The organism is Kocuria sp. ChxB, assembly GCF_044359605.1.
Lineage (GTDB): Bacteria > Actinomycetota > Actinomycetes > Actinomycetales > Micrococcaceae > Kocuria > Kocuria rhizophila.
In genome coordinates, this window is the sequence record NZ_CP121123.1 from 438,110 (window position 1) to 456,230 (window position 18,121).

17 protein-coding genes, 1 tRNA gene and 1 riboswitch are annotated in these 18,121 nt (G+C 72.1%); of the genes, 2 read left to right on the forward strand and 16 right to left on the reverse strand.

What is annotated here, in order from left to right; translation table 11 throughout:
• Positions 1-114 precede the first annotated feature (114 nt).
• Positions 115-1,377, forward strand: a complete 1,263-nt coding sequence (locus P8S73_RS01875) for a glycosyltransferase family 4 protein (RefSeq protein WP_396350464.1) — start codon at positions 115-117, stop codon at positions 1,375-1,377.
• Positions 1,378-1,569: 192 nt separating this feature from the next.
• Here P8S73_RS01875 and P8S73_RS01880 read toward each other — a convergent pair whose 3' ends face one another.
• The 14 genes from P8S73_RS01880 to P8S73_RS01945 form a co-directional block, all read right to left on the reverse strand.
• The gene (locus tag P8S73_RS01880) at positions 1,570-2,208 is read right to left on the reverse strand and encodes a WbqC family protein (protein ID WP_396350465.1); all 639 of its coding nucleotides are present in this window, start codon (positions 2,206-2,208) and stop codon (positions 1,570-1,572) included.
• Positions 2,208-2,825 carry a PIG-L deacetylase family protein gene (locus P8S73_RS01885; protein ID WP_083311009.1) on the reverse strand — a complete coding sequence of 206 codons (618 nt, stop codon included), beginning with the start codon at positions 2,823-2,825 and terminating at the stop codon, positions 2,208-2,210. Before P8S73_RS01885 ends, P8S73_RS01880 begins: the two co-directional genes overlap by 1 nt.
• Positions 2,826-2,978: 153 nt before the next feature.
• Positions 2,979-3,054, reverse strand: a tRNA-Ala gene (locus P8S73_RS01890).
• 161 nt (positions 3,055-3,215) lie between these two features.
• Entirely contained in the window at positions 3,216-3,635 is a 420-nt protein-coding gene (rsfS, locus tag P8S73_RS01895; RefSeq protein WP_144801711.1) for a ribosome silencing factor, read from the reverse strand.
• Positions 3,636-3,662: 27 nt separating this feature from the next.
• The gene (locus P8S73_RS01900) at positions 3,663-4,622 is read right to left on the reverse strand and encodes a hypothetical protein (RefSeq protein ID WP_029603095.1); all 960 of its coding nucleotides are present in this window, start codon (positions 4,620-4,622) and stop codon (positions 3,663-3,665) included.
• Positions 4,619-5,335, reverse strand: coding sequence for a nicotinate-nucleotide adenylyltransferase (nadD, locus tag P8S73_RS01905; RefSeq protein ID WP_237708702.1), 717 nt, complete (start codon positions 5,333-5,335; stop codon positions 4,619-4,621). Before nadD ends, P8S73_RS01900 begins: the two co-directional genes overlap by 4 nt.
• A 103-nt stretch (positions 5,336-5,438) precedes the next feature.
• Entirely contained in the window at positions 5,439-5,696 is a 258-nt protein-coding gene (locus tag P8S73_RS01910; RefSeq protein ID WP_019309039.1) for a hypothetical protein, read from the reverse strand.
• A gap of 81 nt (positions 5,697-5,777) precedes the next feature.
• Positions 5,778-7,085 carry a glutamate-5-semialdehyde dehydrogenase gene (locus tag P8S73_RS01915; protein WP_396350466.1) on the reverse strand — a complete coding sequence of 436 codons (1,308 nt, stop codon included), beginning with the start codon at positions 7,083-7,085 and terminating at the stop codon, positions 5,778-5,780.
• 145 nt (positions 7,086-7,230) lie between these two features.
• Positions 7,231-8,493, reverse strand: a complete 1,263-nt coding sequence (gene proB / locus P8S73_RS01920; protein ID WP_183085941.1) for a glutamate 5-kinase — start codon at positions 8,491-8,493, stop codon at positions 7,231-7,233.
• Positions 8,490-10,085, reverse strand: coding sequence for a GTPase ObgE (gene obgE, locus P8S73_RS01925; RefSeq protein WP_019309036.1), 1,596 nt, complete (start codon positions 10,083-10,085; stop codon positions 8,490-8,492). Before obgE ends, proB begins: the two co-directional genes overlap by 4 nt.
• Positions 10,086-10,238: 153 nt before the next feature.
• The gene (gene rpmA, locus P8S73_RS01930; RefSeq protein ID WP_012398199.1) at positions 10,239-10,493 is read right to left on the reverse strand and encodes a 50S ribosomal protein L27; all 255 of its coding nucleotides are present in this window, start codon (positions 10,491-10,493) and stop codon (positions 10,239-10,241) included.
• 44 nt (positions 10,494-10,537) lie between these two features.
• The gene (gene rplU / locus P8S73_RS01935; RefSeq protein WP_012398198.1) at positions 10,538-10,849 is read right to left on the reverse strand and encodes a 50S ribosomal protein L21; all 312 of its coding nucleotides are present in this window, start codon (positions 10,847-10,849) and stop codon (positions 10,538-10,540) included.
• A gap of 270 nt (positions 10,850-11,119) precedes the next feature.
• A complete protein-coding gene (locus P8S73_RS01940; protein WP_019309035.1) occupies positions 11,120-12,658 on the reverse strand; it encodes a bifunctional hydroxymethylpyrimidine kinase/phosphomethylpyrimidine kinase in 1,539 nt (512 codons plus the stop codon).
• A riboswitch (TPP riboswitch) is annotated at positions 12,646-12,739 on the reverse strand. (Overlaps the previous gene by 13 nt.)
• Positions 12,740-12,830: 91 nt before the next feature.
• Positions 12,831-15,932 (reverse strand): Rne/Rng family ribonuclease, encoded by a 3,102-nt coding sequence (locus P8S73_RS01945; protein WP_257745003.1) that lies wholly within the window; start codon positions 15,930-15,932, stop codon positions 12,831-12,833.
• A gap of 427 nt (positions 15,933-16,359) precedes the next feature.
• Between P8S73_RS01945 and P8S73_RS01950 the strand changes: the two genes are divergently transcribed.
• A complete protein-coding gene (locus P8S73_RS01950) occupies positions 16,360-17,016 on the forward strand; it encodes a vitamin K epoxide reductase family protein (protein WP_035884944.1) in 657 nt (218 codons plus the stop codon).
• 127 nt (positions 17,017-17,143) lie between these two features.
• On the opposite strand, the gene ndk is transcribed toward P8S73_RS01950, so the two are convergent.
• Together ndk and P8S73_RS01960 are read right to left on the reverse strand one after the other, a co-directional pair.
• Positions 17,144-17,557: a nucleoside-diphosphate kinase gene (gene ndk / locus P8S73_RS01955; protein ID WP_012398194.1), complete on the reverse strand. Its 414-nt coding sequence runs from the start codon at positions 17,555-17,557 to the stop codon at positions 17,144-17,146.
• A gap of 115 nt (positions 17,558-17,672) precedes the next feature.
• Positions 17,673-18,116: a DUF4233 domain-containing protein gene (locus P8S73_RS01960; RefSeq protein ID WP_019309032.1), complete on the reverse strand. Its 444-nt coding sequence runs from the start codon at positions 18,114-18,116 to the stop codon at positions 17,673-17,675.
• Positions 18,117-18,121: the final 5 nt, after the last annotated feature.

An 18,121-nucleotide genomic window follows, 5' to 3' on the forward strand; every position in this document is an offset into this window, starting at 1 on the left:
CGGACTCTCCGTGGCCCGGCGCGCCGGAGGGCTGGTGGAGCGGGGTGTCGGTGGTCGGCGGCCGGTGGGTCGGCGCTGTCCTCGGGCGGCCCGGCCGCTGTCTAGGGTGGGAGCATGACGGCTCCCTCCCCCGCCGGGCACCCTCCCGAGTCCCCTTGTCCTGGCCGCCCGCTCCGGCTGGGTCTGGCCTTCCACGGTGACCCCTTCGACCCCGCGTCGTGGTCCGGCACGCCCCGCGGCATCGGGCAGGCGCTGCGGGCCCAGGGGCACGACGTCGTGGGGCTCAGTGCTCGCGCCGGCGAACCCGTGGACGCCACGGTGCAGCGGGTTCTGGCCGCCCCTCGGATGCTCCCGCGGATCGGCGCGGTCCGACGCGGCCAGCCGCTGCCGGAGGCCGTGGACCATGCCAAGTCCGCCGCGCGGATCGGCGCGGAGTACCGCGCGCTCGGGACGTTGCTGATGTCGCACGGGATCGCTCGCGCGGGCCACCTGGACGCGGTGCTGCGCCTCGGTACGTCCTTCGAGGTCCGCCACCCGAGAGTCATCACCTTCGAGGACCTCACGGTCCCCCAGGCCATCGAGGCCGGGGAGCTGGAGTGGGGCCGGGTCGGGGCCTGGACCCGTCGGATGCGGCTGCGGGCCCAGGGCAGGGCGTTCAGGAATGCGACCGCGTGCTGCACGGCCACGCCGTGGACGGCCCGCTCGGTGGTCGAGGACTTCGGGACGGACCCCGGCACGGTCTTCCCCGTGGGACTCGGCGCCAACCACGTGCCGGGGCCCGCGGGGCCGGAACCGGACCGGGCGGCGTCGTTCGGAAAGGACTGGAGCTCGCCCCGCTTCCTGTTCGTGGGCAAGGCGTGGGAGGACAAGAACGGGCCCACGCTGCTCGCGGCGTTCGCACGGCTGCGCGGCAGCCACCCGGACGCGCGGCTGGACCTCGTGGGCAACCACCCCCGCGTGGATCTCCCGGGCGTGACCGGGCACGGTTTCCTGCGCGCGGACGACCCCGCCCAGCAGCGCCGGCTCGCCGCGCTCTACGCGCGCGCCACGTGCCTCGTGGTGCCCACCACGTTCGAGCCCGCCGGCATCGTGCATGTGGAGGCCGCCGCGGCCGGGGTCCCCAGCATCGGCTCCGCACGCGGCGGGGCGGCGGACATGATCGGCCCCGCCGGGCTCACGGTGGCCCCGGGGAGCGTCCCGGAGCTCGTCGCGGCCATGGACCGCATGGCCGATCCAGAGACGGCCCGCCGCATGGGCGAGGCAGGGCTCGAGCGGGCCCGGCTGTTCACGTGGGACCTCGTGGCGCACCGCATGCTTCAGGCCGGCGGTCTGGAACCGCACGACGACGCCGCCTGGCGGGGTCTCTTCCCGGCCTGAGGCTTCCCGCATCCTCGTGGCACGCCGCGCCACCTGATGTTCCGCGGCACGCGAGCCCACAGGCGCTGCGAGGCACCCGGGCCCACGCTGGTGCCCCGCGGGGCCGCCGGCTGCGCCCCCGGTGCCGGTCCGGGGCGGCCGGACACCGGTGGTGGCCCGCGCCGGGGCCGTGCGCTGCGGTTCCGTTCGCCCTCAGGAGTGGTTCATGATCGCGGGCAGCGGGTCCTCGAAGTCGAACAGCAGGCTCAGTACGGAGTCCCCGGAGACGGGCACGTGGTCGGACCAGGTGAGCGTCAGACCGTGCTCCGCAAAGTACTCCTCCGGGTTCTCCACCATGTAGGCGCGGCCACCGGATCCCGCGTAGTACTCGTCCCCTCCCACGGCCCTGACCTGCTCGATGAGCCGGTCGGTGGCCCGTTGCCGCGGCGGGTCCGTGAACAGCAGCGGGGTGGTGATGCCCAGCTCGTCCCGGATCATGTGGATCAGCTGCAGGTTGACCTCGTCCAAGGCGCTGCCCGTGAAACCCCGGATGCGTTCCACGAGCGCCGGCCCCCGGTTCGCCCACTGCGGGGCACCGCGGTAGCGGCTCGTGATGACCCGCGCAAGGTTCTCCTGCCACCCGGCCATGACCTGCACGTCCGTGATCGGCACGAGCGCGGGCTTGCCCACGAGCCGGTGGGATGCCCACGTGCCCCGCATCCGCACGCGGCGCTGGTAGCCCTGCTTCTGGAACTGGTCGTGCCGGGAGACGATGAACGCGTCCGAGACCGCCATCTTGTACCAGAAGCCCGAGTAGGGCAGCAGGTCCGGCTGGTGGATGGTGACCCGCATCAGCGCACGTGCCTGACGAGCGCGTACTGCTCCGCGTACGCCACCCCACGGACCCGCCCCAGTCCGGCGGCGAGGTCCTTGATCGCGGTGATCGGGTGGTTCTCCCCCGGGATCTCGGACTCGTAGCAGCGGCACGCCCGGGCCTTGCGCTCGGCCTGCTCCTCGCTCAGGGGCTCGAAGGTGTTCCAGCGCAGGTCGCTCGGGTAGAGGTTCACGTCGTACACGGCCACGTCGTAGACCAGCACGGACGGGGCGGACCAGTGCTCCGGGGACATGGACAGCCGGGCGGTGCGCATCCCGGCCTCGTAGACGGATATGTGGTCCTGGTGCAGGGAGGGGAACGGCAGGTACAGCTCGTCCGGTCGCAGCTGCGCACAGATGACGTCCAGCTGCCGGACGAGAGCGGGCATGTCCGCTCCCACGGCGCCGTCCGGCAGGTTCAGCTCGCGGGTCCGCTCGACCCCCAGGACCTCCATGGCGCTGCGGAACTCACGGCTGCGGGTCTCGTCCCCGGCCGCCACGACCACCACGGTGCACTCGTCCGGGAACTTGGCCAGCAGCCCTCCGCAGCCCATGCTCTCGTCGTCCATGTGCGGGGCTATGACCAGGCGTTCCATCGGGCAGTGCTCCAGGGGTGGGGGGGCGTTGGTCGGTTCCGGGACCGGACCCATGCTACCCATCCGTCGCCACCGGCCCGCGGCTGCGGGACGCTGATCTGCCCCGAGCACGAAAAATCCCCCCACCGTTTCCGGTGAGGGGATTTCCCTTGATGGTGGAGCTAAGGGGACTCGAACCCCTGACCCCCTGCATGCCATGCAGGTGCGCTACCAGCTGCGCCATAGCCCCGTGCTTCCGGCGAAACTTTACCACGCTTCCATCACTGCCCGTTCACCCAGATTCTTCCTCCGGGCCACCGTGCGGCGGCGTCTGCGTTTCCGGTCTCCCCGTCAACGACTCGATCATCCTAGACAGGATGCGAGGGCGCGCGCAAATCAGCGGGACGCGGCTCAGCCGGCCCGCGTGGCGGCGTCGTCGCCGGCGCCCGGAGCGGCTCCGGCGGGTGCCTGCGGGAGCTGCACGTCGATGGCGGGGCTGTCGCCCCAGAGCCGCTCGAGCGCGTAGAACGCCCGGTCCTCGTCGTGGAGCACGTGGATCACGGCGTCGCCGAAGTCCAGCAGCACCCAGCGGCCCTCGCCCTTGCCCTCGCGGCGCAGGGGGCGGCGGTCGAAGCGCTCGATCAGCGCCTCCTCCACGGCGTCCACCACGGCGGAGACCTGGCGCTCGTTGGGTGCGGACGCGACCATGAAGACGTCCGTGATGGCCAGGCTCTCGGACACGTCGAAGGCCACGATGTTCTCGGCCTTCTTCTGGTCCGCGGCCGCGGCGGCGGCACGCACGAGAGCGGTGGATTCGGTGGTGGCAGTCACAGGAGTGTGCTGTCCTTTCTGGTGGTTCTAGAGGATGAACATGACGAGGACGACCGCCAGGGCGGCGAGCACCACGAGCAGCAGGGTGATCAGCACCTTGGGCGCCGCGGTGCCCCGGGTGTACTCCTTGGGTTCGAGCAGCTCGAGACCCTCGGCGTCCACGGCGCGCACCGGCCCGGCGGGTACCGGGGCGTCCTGAGCGCGGTCGGCGGACTCCGACGACGCCGCGGGAGCGTGCTCGTCGCCGGCCGCCTCCGTGTCCTGGTCGACGCGATCGCCGTCGCGGAGCCCCTCCTCGGGGCTGTCGTGCTCCGCGGGAGTCCCGCGGTCGTGGTCGTGGTCGGACCGGGCGGTGCCGTCCGAGGTCCGCTGCGCACCGGTGGTGGGCTCCTCGGCGGGCGGCGGAGACGGGATCGCAGGGATCTGCGTGGTCACCGGACCATAGTGCACCGCGGAGGCGGGCAGGGAGGCGGGATCCGCCACGCGCGATCCCAGATCCATCCCACCGGCCGTGGCCTGCGCCGCACCCGGGAACGTGATGGTGAAGTACTCGCTGCCGACCGGCTCCGACGCGGCAGGAGCGGCTCCCCGCCCGGGTGTCCCACCCCCGGGGTTCGTCTCCCCCGGCGTGGTGGACTGGGCTGCGGCCGCGCGGTCGGCGTCCCGCCGGTCCTGCTCGTTCGCCGCGGCTGCACGCAGGGCCAGCTCGGCGAGCCGATGCTGCTTCGCGAGCAGGGCGTCGTCCACCTGCTCGCCCCCGTTCTGCGCCGACGTCTCCTGCAGCTGCCGCGCGTGCTCGGCCATCTCACGTTGCAGCCGCGCGAGCCGGCGGGGCCCGAGCGGCTTGACGGCGTTCTCCTGCGGCGGCGTGTCCAGCTCGATCATGGGCGCGGGCGGCGAGAGCCGCTCGTGCTCACCCGTGGCCGGGTGGGAGGCCCAGGGGCACTCGGGGGACTCGTCGTCGTGCTTGTCAGGGGGTGTGCTCACGAGGGGCTCCTCTGGCCCGGGCGTGACGGCCCGGGCGGATCCGTGGGGGCGGAACGGGACGGGGCGGCGTCGGGCGCCCCGCAGGGACTCGTGTCCGCGACGGGGCCCGCGTCCGACGCCGGCGCGTGGCCGGACGTGCTGCCGGGAGCGGTCCCGCTGCAGTAGAGACCGTACTTGTTGATGTACTGCACCACGCCGTCCGGCACGAGGTACCAGACCGGCTTGCCCGCGGCCACCCGGGCGCGGCAGTCCGTGGAGGAGATCGCCATGGCCGGGACGTTCAGCAGGGACACGCTCTCCGATCCCACGGGGGCGGAGAGCACGTGCCCGGGGCGGGTCACGCCCACGAACCGGGCCAGGCGCCACAGCTCCTCGGCGCCCTTCCACGTGAGGATCTCCGCCATGGCGTCCGCGCCCGTGATGAAGAACAGCTCGGCGTCCGGGCGCTGGGCGTGCAGGTCCCGCAGCGTGTCGATCGTGTACGTGGGCCCGTGACGGTCCACGTCCACGCGGGACACGGTGAAGCGGGGGTTCGACGCCGTGGCCACCACCGTCATGAGGTAGCGGTGCTCGGCGTCCGTGACGTCCTGCCCCGCCTTCTGCCACGGCTCACCCGTGGGCACGAAGACGACCTCGTCCAGGTCGAAGACCGCCGCGACCTCCGAGGCGGCCACGAGGTGCCCGTGGTGGATGGGGTCGAACGTGCCGCCCATGACCCCCAGCCGGGTCCTGCCCGGGATGCGCGGGGGAATGGTCAGGTCCGTCGCGGCCGTGACCACCGGGGCACTCGTGGGATTCACTCCAGGCGGTCCGGCGTCAGTGGCGCGGTGCGGCGTGCACGCTGTCGAGCATGGCCTGCTCGTCCGCGGGCAGCTGCGAGGGATCGTGGTACTCGCCGACCACGGGGGCCTTGCCGCGGGAGGAGAAGGACATGGCGGCCAGCAGGCCCACCACGAAGAGCACGAACGCCACGATGCCGAACACCGGCGCCATGGAGAGCAGCTCCTCGTTCACGTGGTGGGCTCCCTCGGAGGCCACGAGGGTGGCGTTGGACAGCAGGTGCAGCGAGCTCATGCGTTTCCCTTCTCGGACCGGCGGCGCCGGTGGTGTGGTGCGGCGGACGTCTGTCGCGCCACGTCCGTTCCATGGTACGTCTCAGGGGCGCACGTGACCGTCACCCTGGACCAGCCACTTGGTGGTGGTCAGCTCCTCCAGGCCCATGGGGCCGCGCGCGTGCATCTTCTGCGTGGAGATCCCGATCTCCGCACCGAGTCCCAGCTGGCCGCCGTCCGTGAACCGCGTGGACGCGTTGACCATGACCGCCGCAGAGTCCACCTCGGCGGTGAACCGCTCGGCGTTGGCGAGGTCGTTGGTGATGATCGCCTCGGTGTGGCCCGTGGAGTAGCGGCGGATGTGCTCGATCGCCGCGTCCAACGAGTCCACCACCTTCACGGCCATGTCCATGTCCAGGTACTCGGTGGCCCAGTCCTCGTCCGTGGCCTTGAGGTGGTCCGAGCCCGGGGGCAGCAGCGCGGCGGCGCGGTCGTCCACGTGCAGGGTCACGCCGGCCTTGTCGAGTGCGGCGAGGACCTCCTTGCCGGTCTCCTGCGCGTCCGCGTGCAGCAGGAGGGTCTCCGCGGAGTTGCACGTGGAGGTGCGGTGGGTCTTGGAGTTGACCACCAGCCGGGTGGCCGTCTCCGCGGGGGCGGAGGCGTCCACGAGCACGTGCACGTTGCCCTCGCCGGTCTCGATCACGGGCACCGTGGCGTTCGTGACCACGGACTGGATCAGGCCGCGCCCGCCGCGCGGGATGAGCACGTCCACCTTGCCGCGGGCACCCATCAGGGCGTTGGCGCCGTCCCGGCCGTAGTCGTCCACGGTCTGGACGCAGTCCACGGGCAGCTTGGCGTCCGCGAGGGCGTCCCGCAGGACACCCACGAGGGCCCGGTTGGAGTCGAACGCCGCGGAGCCGCCCCGCAGCAGCACGGCGTTGCCGGACTTCACGGCGATCCCGGCGATGTCCACGGTCACGTTGGGGCGTGCCTCGTAGATCACACCCACCACGCCCATGGGCACGCGCACCTGGCGCATCCGCAGCCCGTTCGCGAGGGTCTGACCACGCACCACGGAGCCCACCGGGTCCGGCAGCGCGGCCAGCTCGCGCAGCGCGTCCGCGAGTCCCGTGATGCGCGCGGCGTCCAGCTTGAGGCGGTCCAGCAGCGCCGCAGAGGTGCCGGCCTCGCGACCGCGCTCCAGGTCCCGGGCGTTGGCCTCGAGGATCACGTCGCGGCGCGACTCGATGCGGTCCGCCATGAGGTGCAGCGCCCGGTCCTTCCAGGCACGCGGTGCCCTGGCGAGGGTGCGCGCGGCCACGCGGGCGTCGTCGGCCATCAGGCCCACTCCGGTGACGGGATCGTCCCCGAACGTCTCCTGGGCGGTCAGTACGGACGTGTTCTCGGCCATGGTTCCTCCTGCGGGTGTGTGGCGGGCGGTGCGGTCGGTGTCGTACGGGTCCGGCGGCTGCGGTGTCCGGAAGCGGGCGGCGGGCCCGGGCAGGACAGTGCCCCTCGCTCTGCCGCCGCGGGTCTCCGGTGTCAGCCCGGGGCGCTCACGTGAGTTTGGTGCGGGCGGAGCGGGGGCGCAGGTTCACGAGGTTGTCCACGTGCACGAGCTCGCGCGCGTAGTCCTCCCCGAACTCCTCCCCCAGCTCGTAGGTGCGCTTGCCGAGCATCCCGGGGATCTCGTCCGAGCCGTAGTTCACGAGCCCGTGGCCCACCTCGGTGCCGGTCGAGTCCACCATGGACACGGGGTCTCCCGCGCTGAAGGTGCCCTCCACCGCGGTGACCCCCGCCGCGAGCAGGGAGCGCCGCCCCCGGACGGCCTCCACGGCGCCGTCGTCCAGGGTCAGGGTGCCCTTGATGTCCGCGAGGTGCGCGAGCCACAGCAGGCGCACGTTGCGCCGCCCGCCGGTCGTGGCGAACCACGTGCCCACGTCGTCCCCGGCCAGCGCGCTCTCGATGTTCGCCGCGGAGGTCACGAGCGCCGGGATGCCCGACGCCGCCGCGATGCGCGCGGCCTGCACCTTGGTCACCATGCCGCCGGAGCCCACTCCGGCGCGGCCCACGGTGCCGATCTCCACGCCCTCGAGGTCCGCGATGGGGTCCGTGACGGTGGGGATGCGCTCGCCGCCGTCCTTGGGCGGGCGGGTGTAGAGCGCGTCCACGTCCGAGAGCAGCAGCAGCGCGTCGGCCTTGATCAGGTGCGCCACGAGTGCCGCGATCCGGTCGTTGTCGCCGAACTTGATCTCGTGGGTGGCCACGGCGTCGTTCTCGTTGACGATCGGCAGGATCCCCAGGTCCAGCAGCCGCTCGATCTGGCGGTGCGCGTTCTTGTACTGCGAGTGGCGCATGAGGTCCTCGGCGGTCACGAGCACCTGCCCCACCGTGACGTCGTAGCGCGCGAAGTGCTCGGTGTAGCGGGAGATCAGCAGACCCTGGCCCACCGACGCCGCGGCCTGCTTGGTCGCGAGATCCTTGGGCCGCCTGGACAGCCCCAGGGGCTGCAGCCCGGCGGTGATCGCGCCCGAGGACACGAACACCACCTCCACGCCCTGGGCCTTGATGCGTCCGAGGGCGTCCACGATGGAGCGCAAGGCGTTCTCGTCGATGGAGTTCTCGATGGAGGTCAGGGACGAGGAGCCCACCTTCACCACGACGCGGCGGGCCTTGGGCAGCTCCTCGCGGCTCTCGATGGCCGAGCGCCGGTTCTTGCCGCGGCTCTCCGTGCTGAGCTGGATCGCGGACTTGGACGCCTGCTGCTCCACGGCAGAGACGTCGATGGTCTCGGTGGGGGTCTTCTCGTGGTGGGTCACTTCTCGTTCGTCTCCTTCGTCTCGGACGTGCGGCGGCGATCTCGTGCGTCCACGGACTCGGTCCAGATCCCGGCGCGGCGCTCCTGCTCGAGCTCCGCGCGGGCCTCGGACTTCGCGTCCATGCGGTCGTAGAACTGTTCCCGCTTCTCGCGGCGGGTGGGTCGGGAGGTCTCCTCGAGGCGCAGGTCCGAACCGCGGGGTCCGCCCAGCAGCTCGGCGCCGCCCACCATGGTGGGCTCCCAGTCGAAGACCACGCCGTTCTCCTCGGGTCCGATCAGCACGGCGTTGCCCGGCTTGGCACCGATCCGGAACAGCTCGTCCTCGATGCCCAGCTTGGCGAAGCGGTCCGCGAGGTAGCCCACGGCCTCGTCGTTGTTGAAGTCCGTCTGCAGCACCCAGCGCTCGGGCTTCTCGCCCCGAACGTGGTACAGCGGCTCCTCGGCGCGGTCCTCGCGGGTGATCACGAACTCGTGGCGGTCCTTGCCACGACGACGCCGCGCGGGCTCGGGCTGCAGCACCGGCACGGTGCGGCGGCGCTCCTCGCGCTCCTCCTCCTGGGCCCGTGCCTCCGAGACCAGGCGAGCCATCGCGAAGCTCAGCTCCCGCAGCCCCTCATGGGAGGCCGTGGAGATCTCGAACACCGGGTAGCCGCGCTCCTCGAGCTCGGTGCGCACGAAGTCCGCGAGCTCCCGGGCCTCGGGCACGTCCACCTTGTTGAGCACCACCAGGCGGGGCCGCTCCGTGAGAGGAATGGAGGACGGGTCGTCGTCCTCGATGTCCAGCGCGTAGTGGGCGAGCTCAGCCTCCAGCGCGTCGAGGTCGCTCATCGGGTCGCGGCCCGGTTCCAGGGTGGCGCAGTCGATCACGTGCACCAGGGCGGCGCAGCGCTCCACGTGGCGCAGGAACTCCAGGCCGAGTCCCTTGCCCTCGGACGCACCCGGGATCAGACCGGGAACGTCCGCCACGGTGAAGCGCGTGTCGCCGGCCTGGACCACACCCAGGTTGGGGACCAGCGTGGTGAAGGGGTAGTCGGCGATCTTGGGCCGCGCGGCACTCATGGCGGCGATCAGGCTGGACTTGCCGGCGGAGGGGAAGCCCACGAGCGCGATGTCCGCAATGGACTTCAGCTCCAGCTCCACCTCCTGCTCCTCGCCCGGGGTGCCGAGCAGCGCGAAACCGGGAGCCTTGCGCTTGGGGGACGCGAGCGCCGCGTTGCCACGCCCGCCCATGCCGCCGGAGGCCAGCACGTACTCGCTGCCCTCCCCCAGCAGGTCCGCGAGCACGTTGCCGTCGCGGTCCTTGACCACGGTGCCGTCCGGCACGGAGAGGACGAGGTCCTGGCCCTTGAAGCCGTGGCGCATGTCCCCCTTGCCGGGCTCCCCGTTGGGGGCCTTCTGGTGCGGGGCGTGGTGGAAGCCCAGCAGGGTGGTGGACTGCCCGTCCACCCGCAGGATCACGGAGCCGCCGTCCCCGCCGTTGCCTCCGTCCGGGCCGCCGAGCGGCTTGAACTTCTCGCGCTTGACGGAGACGCAGCCGTGGCCGCCGTTGCCGCCCGTGGCGTGGACGATGACTCGATCAACAAAACTGGCCACGTGGCTCCTCGGATTCTGGGGTCCCCCGCGTGGGGCGGGGAGACGGGGCTGTCCTGAAAAGACTAGAGGGTGAGCGCGTGACGCGCCCACCCTCCAGTGGTCGCCGTCACGCTGCGGTGACGGCGGGTGGACCCTGGGGTCCGGAAGAACTGACTACTCGGCGGTCTGGATGTTGACCACGCGGCGGCCACGACGGGTGCCGAACTCGACGACACCGGCGGCCAGGGCGAACAGGGTGTCGTCCTTGCCGCGGCCCATGTTCAGGCCCGGGTGGAAGTGGGTTCCACGCTGGCGGACGATGATCTCGCCGGCGTTGACGGACTGGCCGCCGAAGCGCTTGACACCCAGGTACTGGGCGTTGGAGTCACGGCCGTTGCGAGTGGAGCTCGCACCCTTCTTGTGTGCCATGGTGTGTGCCTACCTTCGTTGGAAATGTATGGGGGACCGGGAAATCAGGCGTCGATGCCGGTGATCTTGACCGTGGTCAGCTCAGCACGGAAGCCCTGGCGCTTCTTGTAGCCGGTCTTGTTCTTGTACTTCATGATCGAGATCTTGGGACCGCGCAGGTCCTCGATGATCTCGGCCGTGACCTTGACGTCGGCCAGGGTCTTGGAGTCGGAGGTGACCTTGTCCCCATCGACCAGCAGCAGCGCAGGAAGCTCTACGGTGCTGCCTGCCTCGCCGGCGACGCGGTCAAGGGTCACGAGGTCTCCAACGGAAACCTTCTCCTGGCGGCCGCCTGCGCGGACAATCGCGTACACCACTTGGGAACTCACTTCTCTCGACATCTATGGACTGCGTGTAAAGGTCGGGTGGGCTCCTGCCGGACTGCGAATGTCGAGACATCACGCCGCGGTGGTCTGTGACCGACCCGCTCTCTGCGTGGCTGTCGCACCGAGAACAGGAAGTTCACCCGAGTGTGCCGTGTCCGGGCGCATGAAAACGACTATGCGCACACCGGTGTCCGGCACCGACAGTCCAGACTACCCGATCCCCGGAAGTCACGCCACTCGCGGGATCTCCGCCGTGCGGGATCAGCCCTCCTGGCGTGCGGTGGCGGCCGAGGTCTGCGCGAAGAACTCGAGCTCCAGGTGGCACGCGCGCAGGAAGGCGCGGCGCATGGCCTCGCGCGTGGCGGTGTCCGCCTGCTCGGCGGCACGGTCCACGGCGGCACGGGCCACCTCCGTGGCGGCGTGGAACTGCGGGTCGTCGTAGGTCTCGAGCCAGTCCGCGAACGGATGCCCCTGCAGCCCCGTGCGGCGCGCCCGCTCCGTGAGCTCCGCCCCCACGTGCGCGTAGAGCCAGTAGCACGGCAGGACCGCGGCGGCACCCACCGCGAACCCGTCCTGCCCCGTGCGGGCGAGCAGGAAGTCCGCGTACGCGCTCGTGGTCCCGGAGGGCGGTTGCGGGGCGCGCCCGTCCAGCCGCGCGCGGTGCAGTGCGGACTCCCCCGTGACCACGGCGGCCGCCGCCGTGGCGAAGAACTCCCGGGTGCTCTCCTCGGGTGCCGCCGCCGCGAGCAGCGCGAGGGCCCGCGAGTAGGCGTCCAGGTACTGCATGTCCTGGTCCAGGTAGCGCTCGAACTCGTCCCGCTCCAGCGTGCCGTCCCCCAGCCCCACCACGAAGGGCAGGACCGCGATCTGCTCGCGGATCGGCGCGCTCGCCTCCCAGAGCTCGTCGGTGAAGCGTGTGCCGGGATCCCCGGTGCCCCCGCACGACGCCGCCACGAAGGCGGGGTCCGTGACGAGGTCCTGGACGTGGTGGAAGTGGTGGACCGGGCCGTTGCCGTGGCCCACGTGCAGGGAGTCCGCAGCGCGCAGCGCACCACGCAGCCAGCGGCGGGCGGTGTCGATCCCCTGTGCCCAGTCCCCCGTGCGCGCCACGACCGTGGCCACCGCAGACGACAGTGAGCACCCGGTCCCGTGGGTGTTGCGCGTGGCCACCCTCGTCCCCGAGTACTGGGCCACGGGCTCGGCCCGGCCCGGGACCACGAGGGCGTCCGGGGTGGACTCCCCGCTCAGGTGCCCGCCCTTGACCAGCACGCGCGTGCCGAAGGTCTCCGCCACGGCCCGGCCCTGCTCGAGCGCATCGTCCCACGTGGTGGCCACGGGCCGCTCCGCGAGCACGGCGAGTTCGGGCAGGTTGGGGGTGATCAGGTCCGCGTGGTGCAGGATGCCGCGCAGCGCGTCCTCGGCGTCGGATGCGAGCAGACGCCCCCCGGCGGTGGCCACCATGACGGGGTCGATCACGACCACGGGCGCACGGTGGGCCGCGAGCCACGCCCCCACCGTCTCGATGACGTCCACCGAGCCGAGCATCCCGACCTTCACGGCATCCAGCTCCACGTCCTGCGCCACGGCGTCCAACTGCGCCTGCAGCACGGACACGGGTGGGGTGTGGACCGCCACCACGCCCCGCGTGTTCTGCGCGACCACCGCAGTGACCACGCTCAGCCCGAAGCCGCCCATGGCGGCGATGGACTTCAGGTCCGCGGCGTGCCCGGCACCACCCGTGGGGTCCGTGCCGGCGATCGAGAGGACGCGGGGGGCGGGGACAGAAGGCGTGGGGTTCACGACATTCCCTTCGCTAGTACGAGCTAGATCAGGTTCTACGGGTGTGTTCTCAGCCGCCGTGCGGCACCCCGTGCACGTGGTCCCGATCATGCCACAGGAGCGCCCGGACGAGTCCGAGCGCTCCTGTGGTGGGTGGTCCCCCGCGGCCCTCCCGGGAGGGCCGCGCGGGGCGTCAGTCCCCCTTGGGGGTCATCGTGATGTCCCGGGCGCTCACGCCCACACCCACGATGGTGGGCTGGCCGTCCGAGGAGGCCGAGCCCACGGGCGCGGCCGCGGCGGTGAACCGCGTGGCCGAGCGCTCGGCGGCGTCGTACTCACGGGTCTCCACGCTTCCGGCACCCGGTGCGGCCGTGGGAGCCACGGCGCGGCGGGAGCCGCGGCGGCGCCTGGCGGGAGCGGCATCAGCGGCGGACGCGGAGGGCTGTGCCGCGGTGGCGCGCCGGGACGGGGTCTGCTGCCCGGAGCCGCCCTCGGACGGCGACTGCTTCGGGGCGTCCCGCTCCGGCGCGGAGCTCTCGGACTGCTCGGACCGGTCCTGCTCGGCGTCGGACGACGCCGCGCCGTTGCCGCGACCCCGGCCGCGCTGGCCCGTAGAACGTCCCCCGCGGCCCTTCAAGCCCTCGCCGCCCCGCCGTCCGGAGCCGCGACCGGACCCGGTGCGGTCCTGCGACGCGTCCTCACCGGAGTCCTCGGCCGAGAAGGCCGCGGAGAGCGAGTCCAGGGTGAGCGCCTCCTGCTCCGCGCGCTCGTCCTTCTGCCCCTGGGGGAGCTCGATGACCTCACCGTGGATCGTCAGGCTGGACCCGGCGTCACCCGCGGCGTGCTCGCCGCGGGGTTCGGAGGCACCGTTCCCACCGTTCTCGGTGGCGGTGTCCTCGCCCTGGTTCCCACGACCGCGGCTGCGCTTGCCGCGACGCTTCTTCCGACGCCGCCCGCTCTCGGAGTCCGCCGAACCGTGCTCGGACGCCTGCTCCGGACCCTGGTTCCCGTGCCCTGCGTGCTGGCCGGTCGAGTCCTTGTGCTCGGCTCCGCCGCGGGACCCGCCCTGGGCGTCGTCGTCCTCGTGGGAGGAGGCGGCCGCGATGTTTGCGAACGCCGTGCGGGCGGCCTCGTCCCGGGCCTGCTGCTGGTCGTCCGCGCCACCCCGGTTGTTCGACCGGGGTTTGTCCTGCGGCTGGTTCTGCTTCTGCCGCGAGCGCTTGCGCTCGTTGCGGTTGCCGCCGCGGTGGTCCGGCGCGGTGGCCGTGGAGCGACCCTTGAGGGGGTGGTCGTGGACCACGACGCCGCGGCCCGCGCACTCCTCGCACGGCTCCGAGAAGACCTCGAGCAGGCCGGTGCCCATGCGCTTGCGCGTCATCTGCACGAGACCCAGGGAGGTCACCTCCGCCACCTGGTGCTTGGTTCGGTCACGGCCCAGGCACTCCACGAGCCGACGCAGCACGAGGTCCCGGTTGGACTCCAGGACCATGTCGATGAAGTCCACCACGATGATCCCGCCGATGTCCCGCAGCCGCAGCTGGCGCACGATCTCCTCGGCGGCCTCGAGGTTGTTCTTGGTGACGGTCTCCTCGAGGTTGCCGCCGGAACCGGTGAACTTGCCGGTATTGACGTCCACCACGGTCATGGCCTCGGTGCGGTCGATCACGAGCGAGCCGCCGGAGGGCAGGAACACCTTGCGCTCCAGGGCCTTCTGGATCTGCTCCTCCACGCGCATGTGCTCGAAGAGATCCTCGTCCTCCGTCCAGCGCTGCAGCCGGTCCAGCAGGTCCGGGGCCACGTAGGTCACGTACGCCTCGATGTTGTCCCACGCCTGCTCGCCCTGGACCACCATGGCGGTGAAGTCCTCGTTGAACACGTCGCGGACCGTCTTGATGGTGAGGTCCGGCTCGGCGTAGAGCAGCTCCGGCGCCAGGGTCTTGGTGGAGCCCGCCTTCTCCTGGATCTGCTCCCACTGGGAGCGCAGCCGGTTGATGTCGTTGGTCAGCTCGGTCTCGGACGCGCCCTCCGCAGCGGTGCGCACGATCACGCCCGCGCCCTCGGGCAGCCGGTCCTTGAGGATCTTCTTGAGCCGCTGGCGCTCCACGTCCGGGAGCTTGCGGGAGATCCCGGTCATGGACCCGCCGGGCACGTACACGAGGTAGCGCCCCGGCAGGGACACCTGGCTGGTGAGCCGGGCGCCCTTGTGCCCCACGGGGTCCTTGGTGACCTGCACGAGCACCGTGCTGCCGGGCTTCAGGGCGTTCTCGATCTTGCGGGGCTTGTTGCCCAGCTCCGCGGCGTCCCAGTCCACCTCGCCGGCGTAGAGCACGGCGTTGCGCCCGCGTCCGATGTCCACGAACGCGGCCTCCATGGACGGCAGGACGTTCTGCACCTTGCCCACGTACACGTTGCCGATCAGCGAGTCCTGCGTGGTGTGGGAGACGAAGTGCTCCGCGAGGATCCCGTCCTCGAGCACGCCGATCTGGATGCGGTCCTCCTTCTGACGGACCAGCATCTTGCGCTCCACGGACTCGCGGCGGGCCAGGAACTCGGCCTCGGTGATCACGTGGCGGCGGCGGCCGAACTGGCGGGACTCGCGACGGCGCTGGCGCTTGGCCTCCAGGCGCGTGGAGCCCCGGACACCGACCACCTCGTCGCTGCCCGTGCCCTCGGACGCGCCGCGCGGGGCGCGCACCCGCGTCACGGAGCCGTCGGAGTCGTCCACGAGCTCCATGTCCTCGTCCCCGCGACGACGCCGCCGGCGCCGCCTGCTCGAGACGCTCCCGTTCTCGTCGTCCTCGTCCTCGTCGCGGTGCGCCGCGCGCTCGGCATCGCGCTCCTGGGCGGCCTCGCGCAGGCGGGCCTTCTGCGCCTCGGCCGCACGGCGGATCTCCTCCGGGTCCGGGGCGCGGAACAGCAACGAGGCACCGGGGCCGAAGGCTCCGAAGTCGTCCTGCGTGGGGGGCTGGGTGCTCTCCTGCGCGGAGCCGTCGTCGTCGGACGCCGTGTTCTCGGCCGAGGCATCGGTGGCCTTCTCCGCCGCGGCACCGTCCTGCTCCGCGGTCTCCGTCTTCTGGGACCCGGTGTCCTGGCCCGCCGCGGCGTCGTCGTCCGCCTGGTGGGCCGCGGTTGCTTCGTTCGTCTCCTCGGCCGCCTTCTCGGCGGCGGGCTCCGGAGCGGCGGGGACCTCGCCGGCGTCGACGGCGGCGGCCGTGGCGATCGCCTGGCTCGTGCCGTCCACGGGGGTCACCGTGGCCTCGGGGGTCTGTGCGGTGGTGTCCTGTTCAGGTTCCATGTGCAGTTGTGCTCCTGCTCGGGGCACCGTCCGCACCCGGGCCCGAGGTGTGCTCGGTCGGTCGAGCCGGTGTTCTCCACGCGGCCGCCGGAAGTCGGTGTCGTACCCGCGGGCGCGGCCTGTGGGGCGCGCTGTCCGCGAGCCGGCGGATGCCCGAGTCGCTCGGTCCGTGGGACCGCGAACTTGAACCGGTGGCGGACGCGCTCGATCCTGTGAGAGCCGCGGGTCCGTACCGATGGTTGTCGGTGCTCCTGCCGGGCCGGTGCCTCACGTGCGGCTTGAGGACCGACCGCGCACCAGTATCTCACAGTCGTCCCCTGTGGCCGCGCATCCTGGTGGTGCACGCCACAGCTCCACCGCGGTGGGAGCCACCGGAGGCGCACCTCCGCGCGGCACGTCCCCCGGCCGGTGGTCTACGATCGGGCGCGTGAGTTCAGCATCCCGCCCCGCACCCACCACCGCCACGGGACACCCGAGCGGTACCCCCTCGGACACGGTTCCGCCACCCGTGACGCGCTCGGACCGCACCTGGGGGGTGCTGGCCGTGGTCCTCTCCCTGATCGGCTTCGCGGCGTCCGCGGAGCTCGTGGCCGAGCGGCTGGCCCTGTACCAGGACGCCGGGCACCGGGCGAGCTGCGACATCAACGCGTGGCTGGCCTGCGGCACGGTCATGCGCACCCCGCAGGCGGAGCTGTTCGGCTTCCCCAACCCGTTCATCGGGATCGTGGCCTACGCCGTGGTGCTCGCCGTGGCGGTGGGCGTGCTGGCCGGGGCGCGCTACGCCCGCTGGTTCTGGTGGCTGCTGTGGCTCGGGATCGCCGCCGGTTCCGTGTTCACCCTGTGGCTGTGGTGGCAGACCACGTTCCACATCAACGCCCTGTGCCTGTACTGCATGATCGTGTGGTGCGCGCAGACCTACCTGCTGGCCCACACGACGGCACGGATGCGCCGTGCCGGAATGCTCGGTGGCGCCGGCCGGGAGGGCGCCGGCTCCACCGCGTGGGCCTGGCTGCTGGGCACCGCGGTGCTCGTGGTGGTCTTCGGCGTGGTGGCCGTCCGCTTCGCCCCGGCGATCCTCGGCTGACGAGTCCCGGGCACGACGACGACGGGGCGGCACCCAGCGTGGGTGCCGCCCCGTCGTCGTTCCCGCAGGCCAACGGCCCGTGCCAAGCCCGAGGGTCTGGCACGCGCCGTGGTGGTGCGGGTGTGGCTCAGGCGAACCAGATGCCGATCTCGCGCTCGGCGGACTCCGGGGAGTCCGAGCCGTGCACGAGGTTCTTCTGGACCTTCTCGCCCCAGTCGCGGCCCAGGTCCCCGCGGATGGTGCCCGGGGCGGCCGTGGTGGGCTCGGTGGCCCCGGCGAGGCTGCGGAAGCCCTCGATCACGCGGTCGCCCTCCACCACGGCGGCGACCACCGGGCCCGAGAGCATGAACTGCACGAGCGGCTCGAAGAACGGCTTGCCCTGGTGCTCGGCGTAGTGCTGCTCCAGGATCTCCCGGGTGGCGTGCACGAGCTTGAGCTCCGCGAGGGTGTAGCCCTTGGCCTCGATGCGGGCCAGGATCTGACCGGTGAGGCCGCGCTCGACGCCGTCCGGCTTGACGAGGACGAGGGTGCGCTGGGACATGGGTCTCCTTGGTGTCGGGGTGGAGGTGCGGGAGCCCTGGTGGGCCCCGCACCCGGTTCGGGACCGAGCCTAGCGAACGCGGGACCGCTCGTGGGGCCGCGCCCGCCCGAGTGGCTCACACCCGGGGGTTCTCCGCCTCCCAGCGGCGCTGCTCCTCGGCGCGCTGCACGTTCTCCCGGTCCATGCGCCCGCCCTTGACCACGGCGTACCACCACGCGAGCGCGCACAGCGCCCCGATCCAGAACATGGCGGGGACTACGAAGCCGGTGGCGATCAGCACGAGTTGCAGCACCCATCCGGCCGCGTAGCCCCACGGCCTGCGCAGCACCGCGCACAGCAGGACGAACAGCAGGGCAAGCACCACGGAGCCGCCCATGAGCCACAGCTTCTGGGGTGTGCTCCAGTCCTGCGTGAACAGCCCGTAGGCCGTGAGCGCGGCGAAGAACACGATGAACGCCTCGATGCACAGCACGCAGGACGCGAACATCATGCGGATCGAGCGGGGCTTCTTGGGCTGGCCGGGGCGCCACTCGCGCTGGGCCTTGGTCATGCGGGCCATGCGGC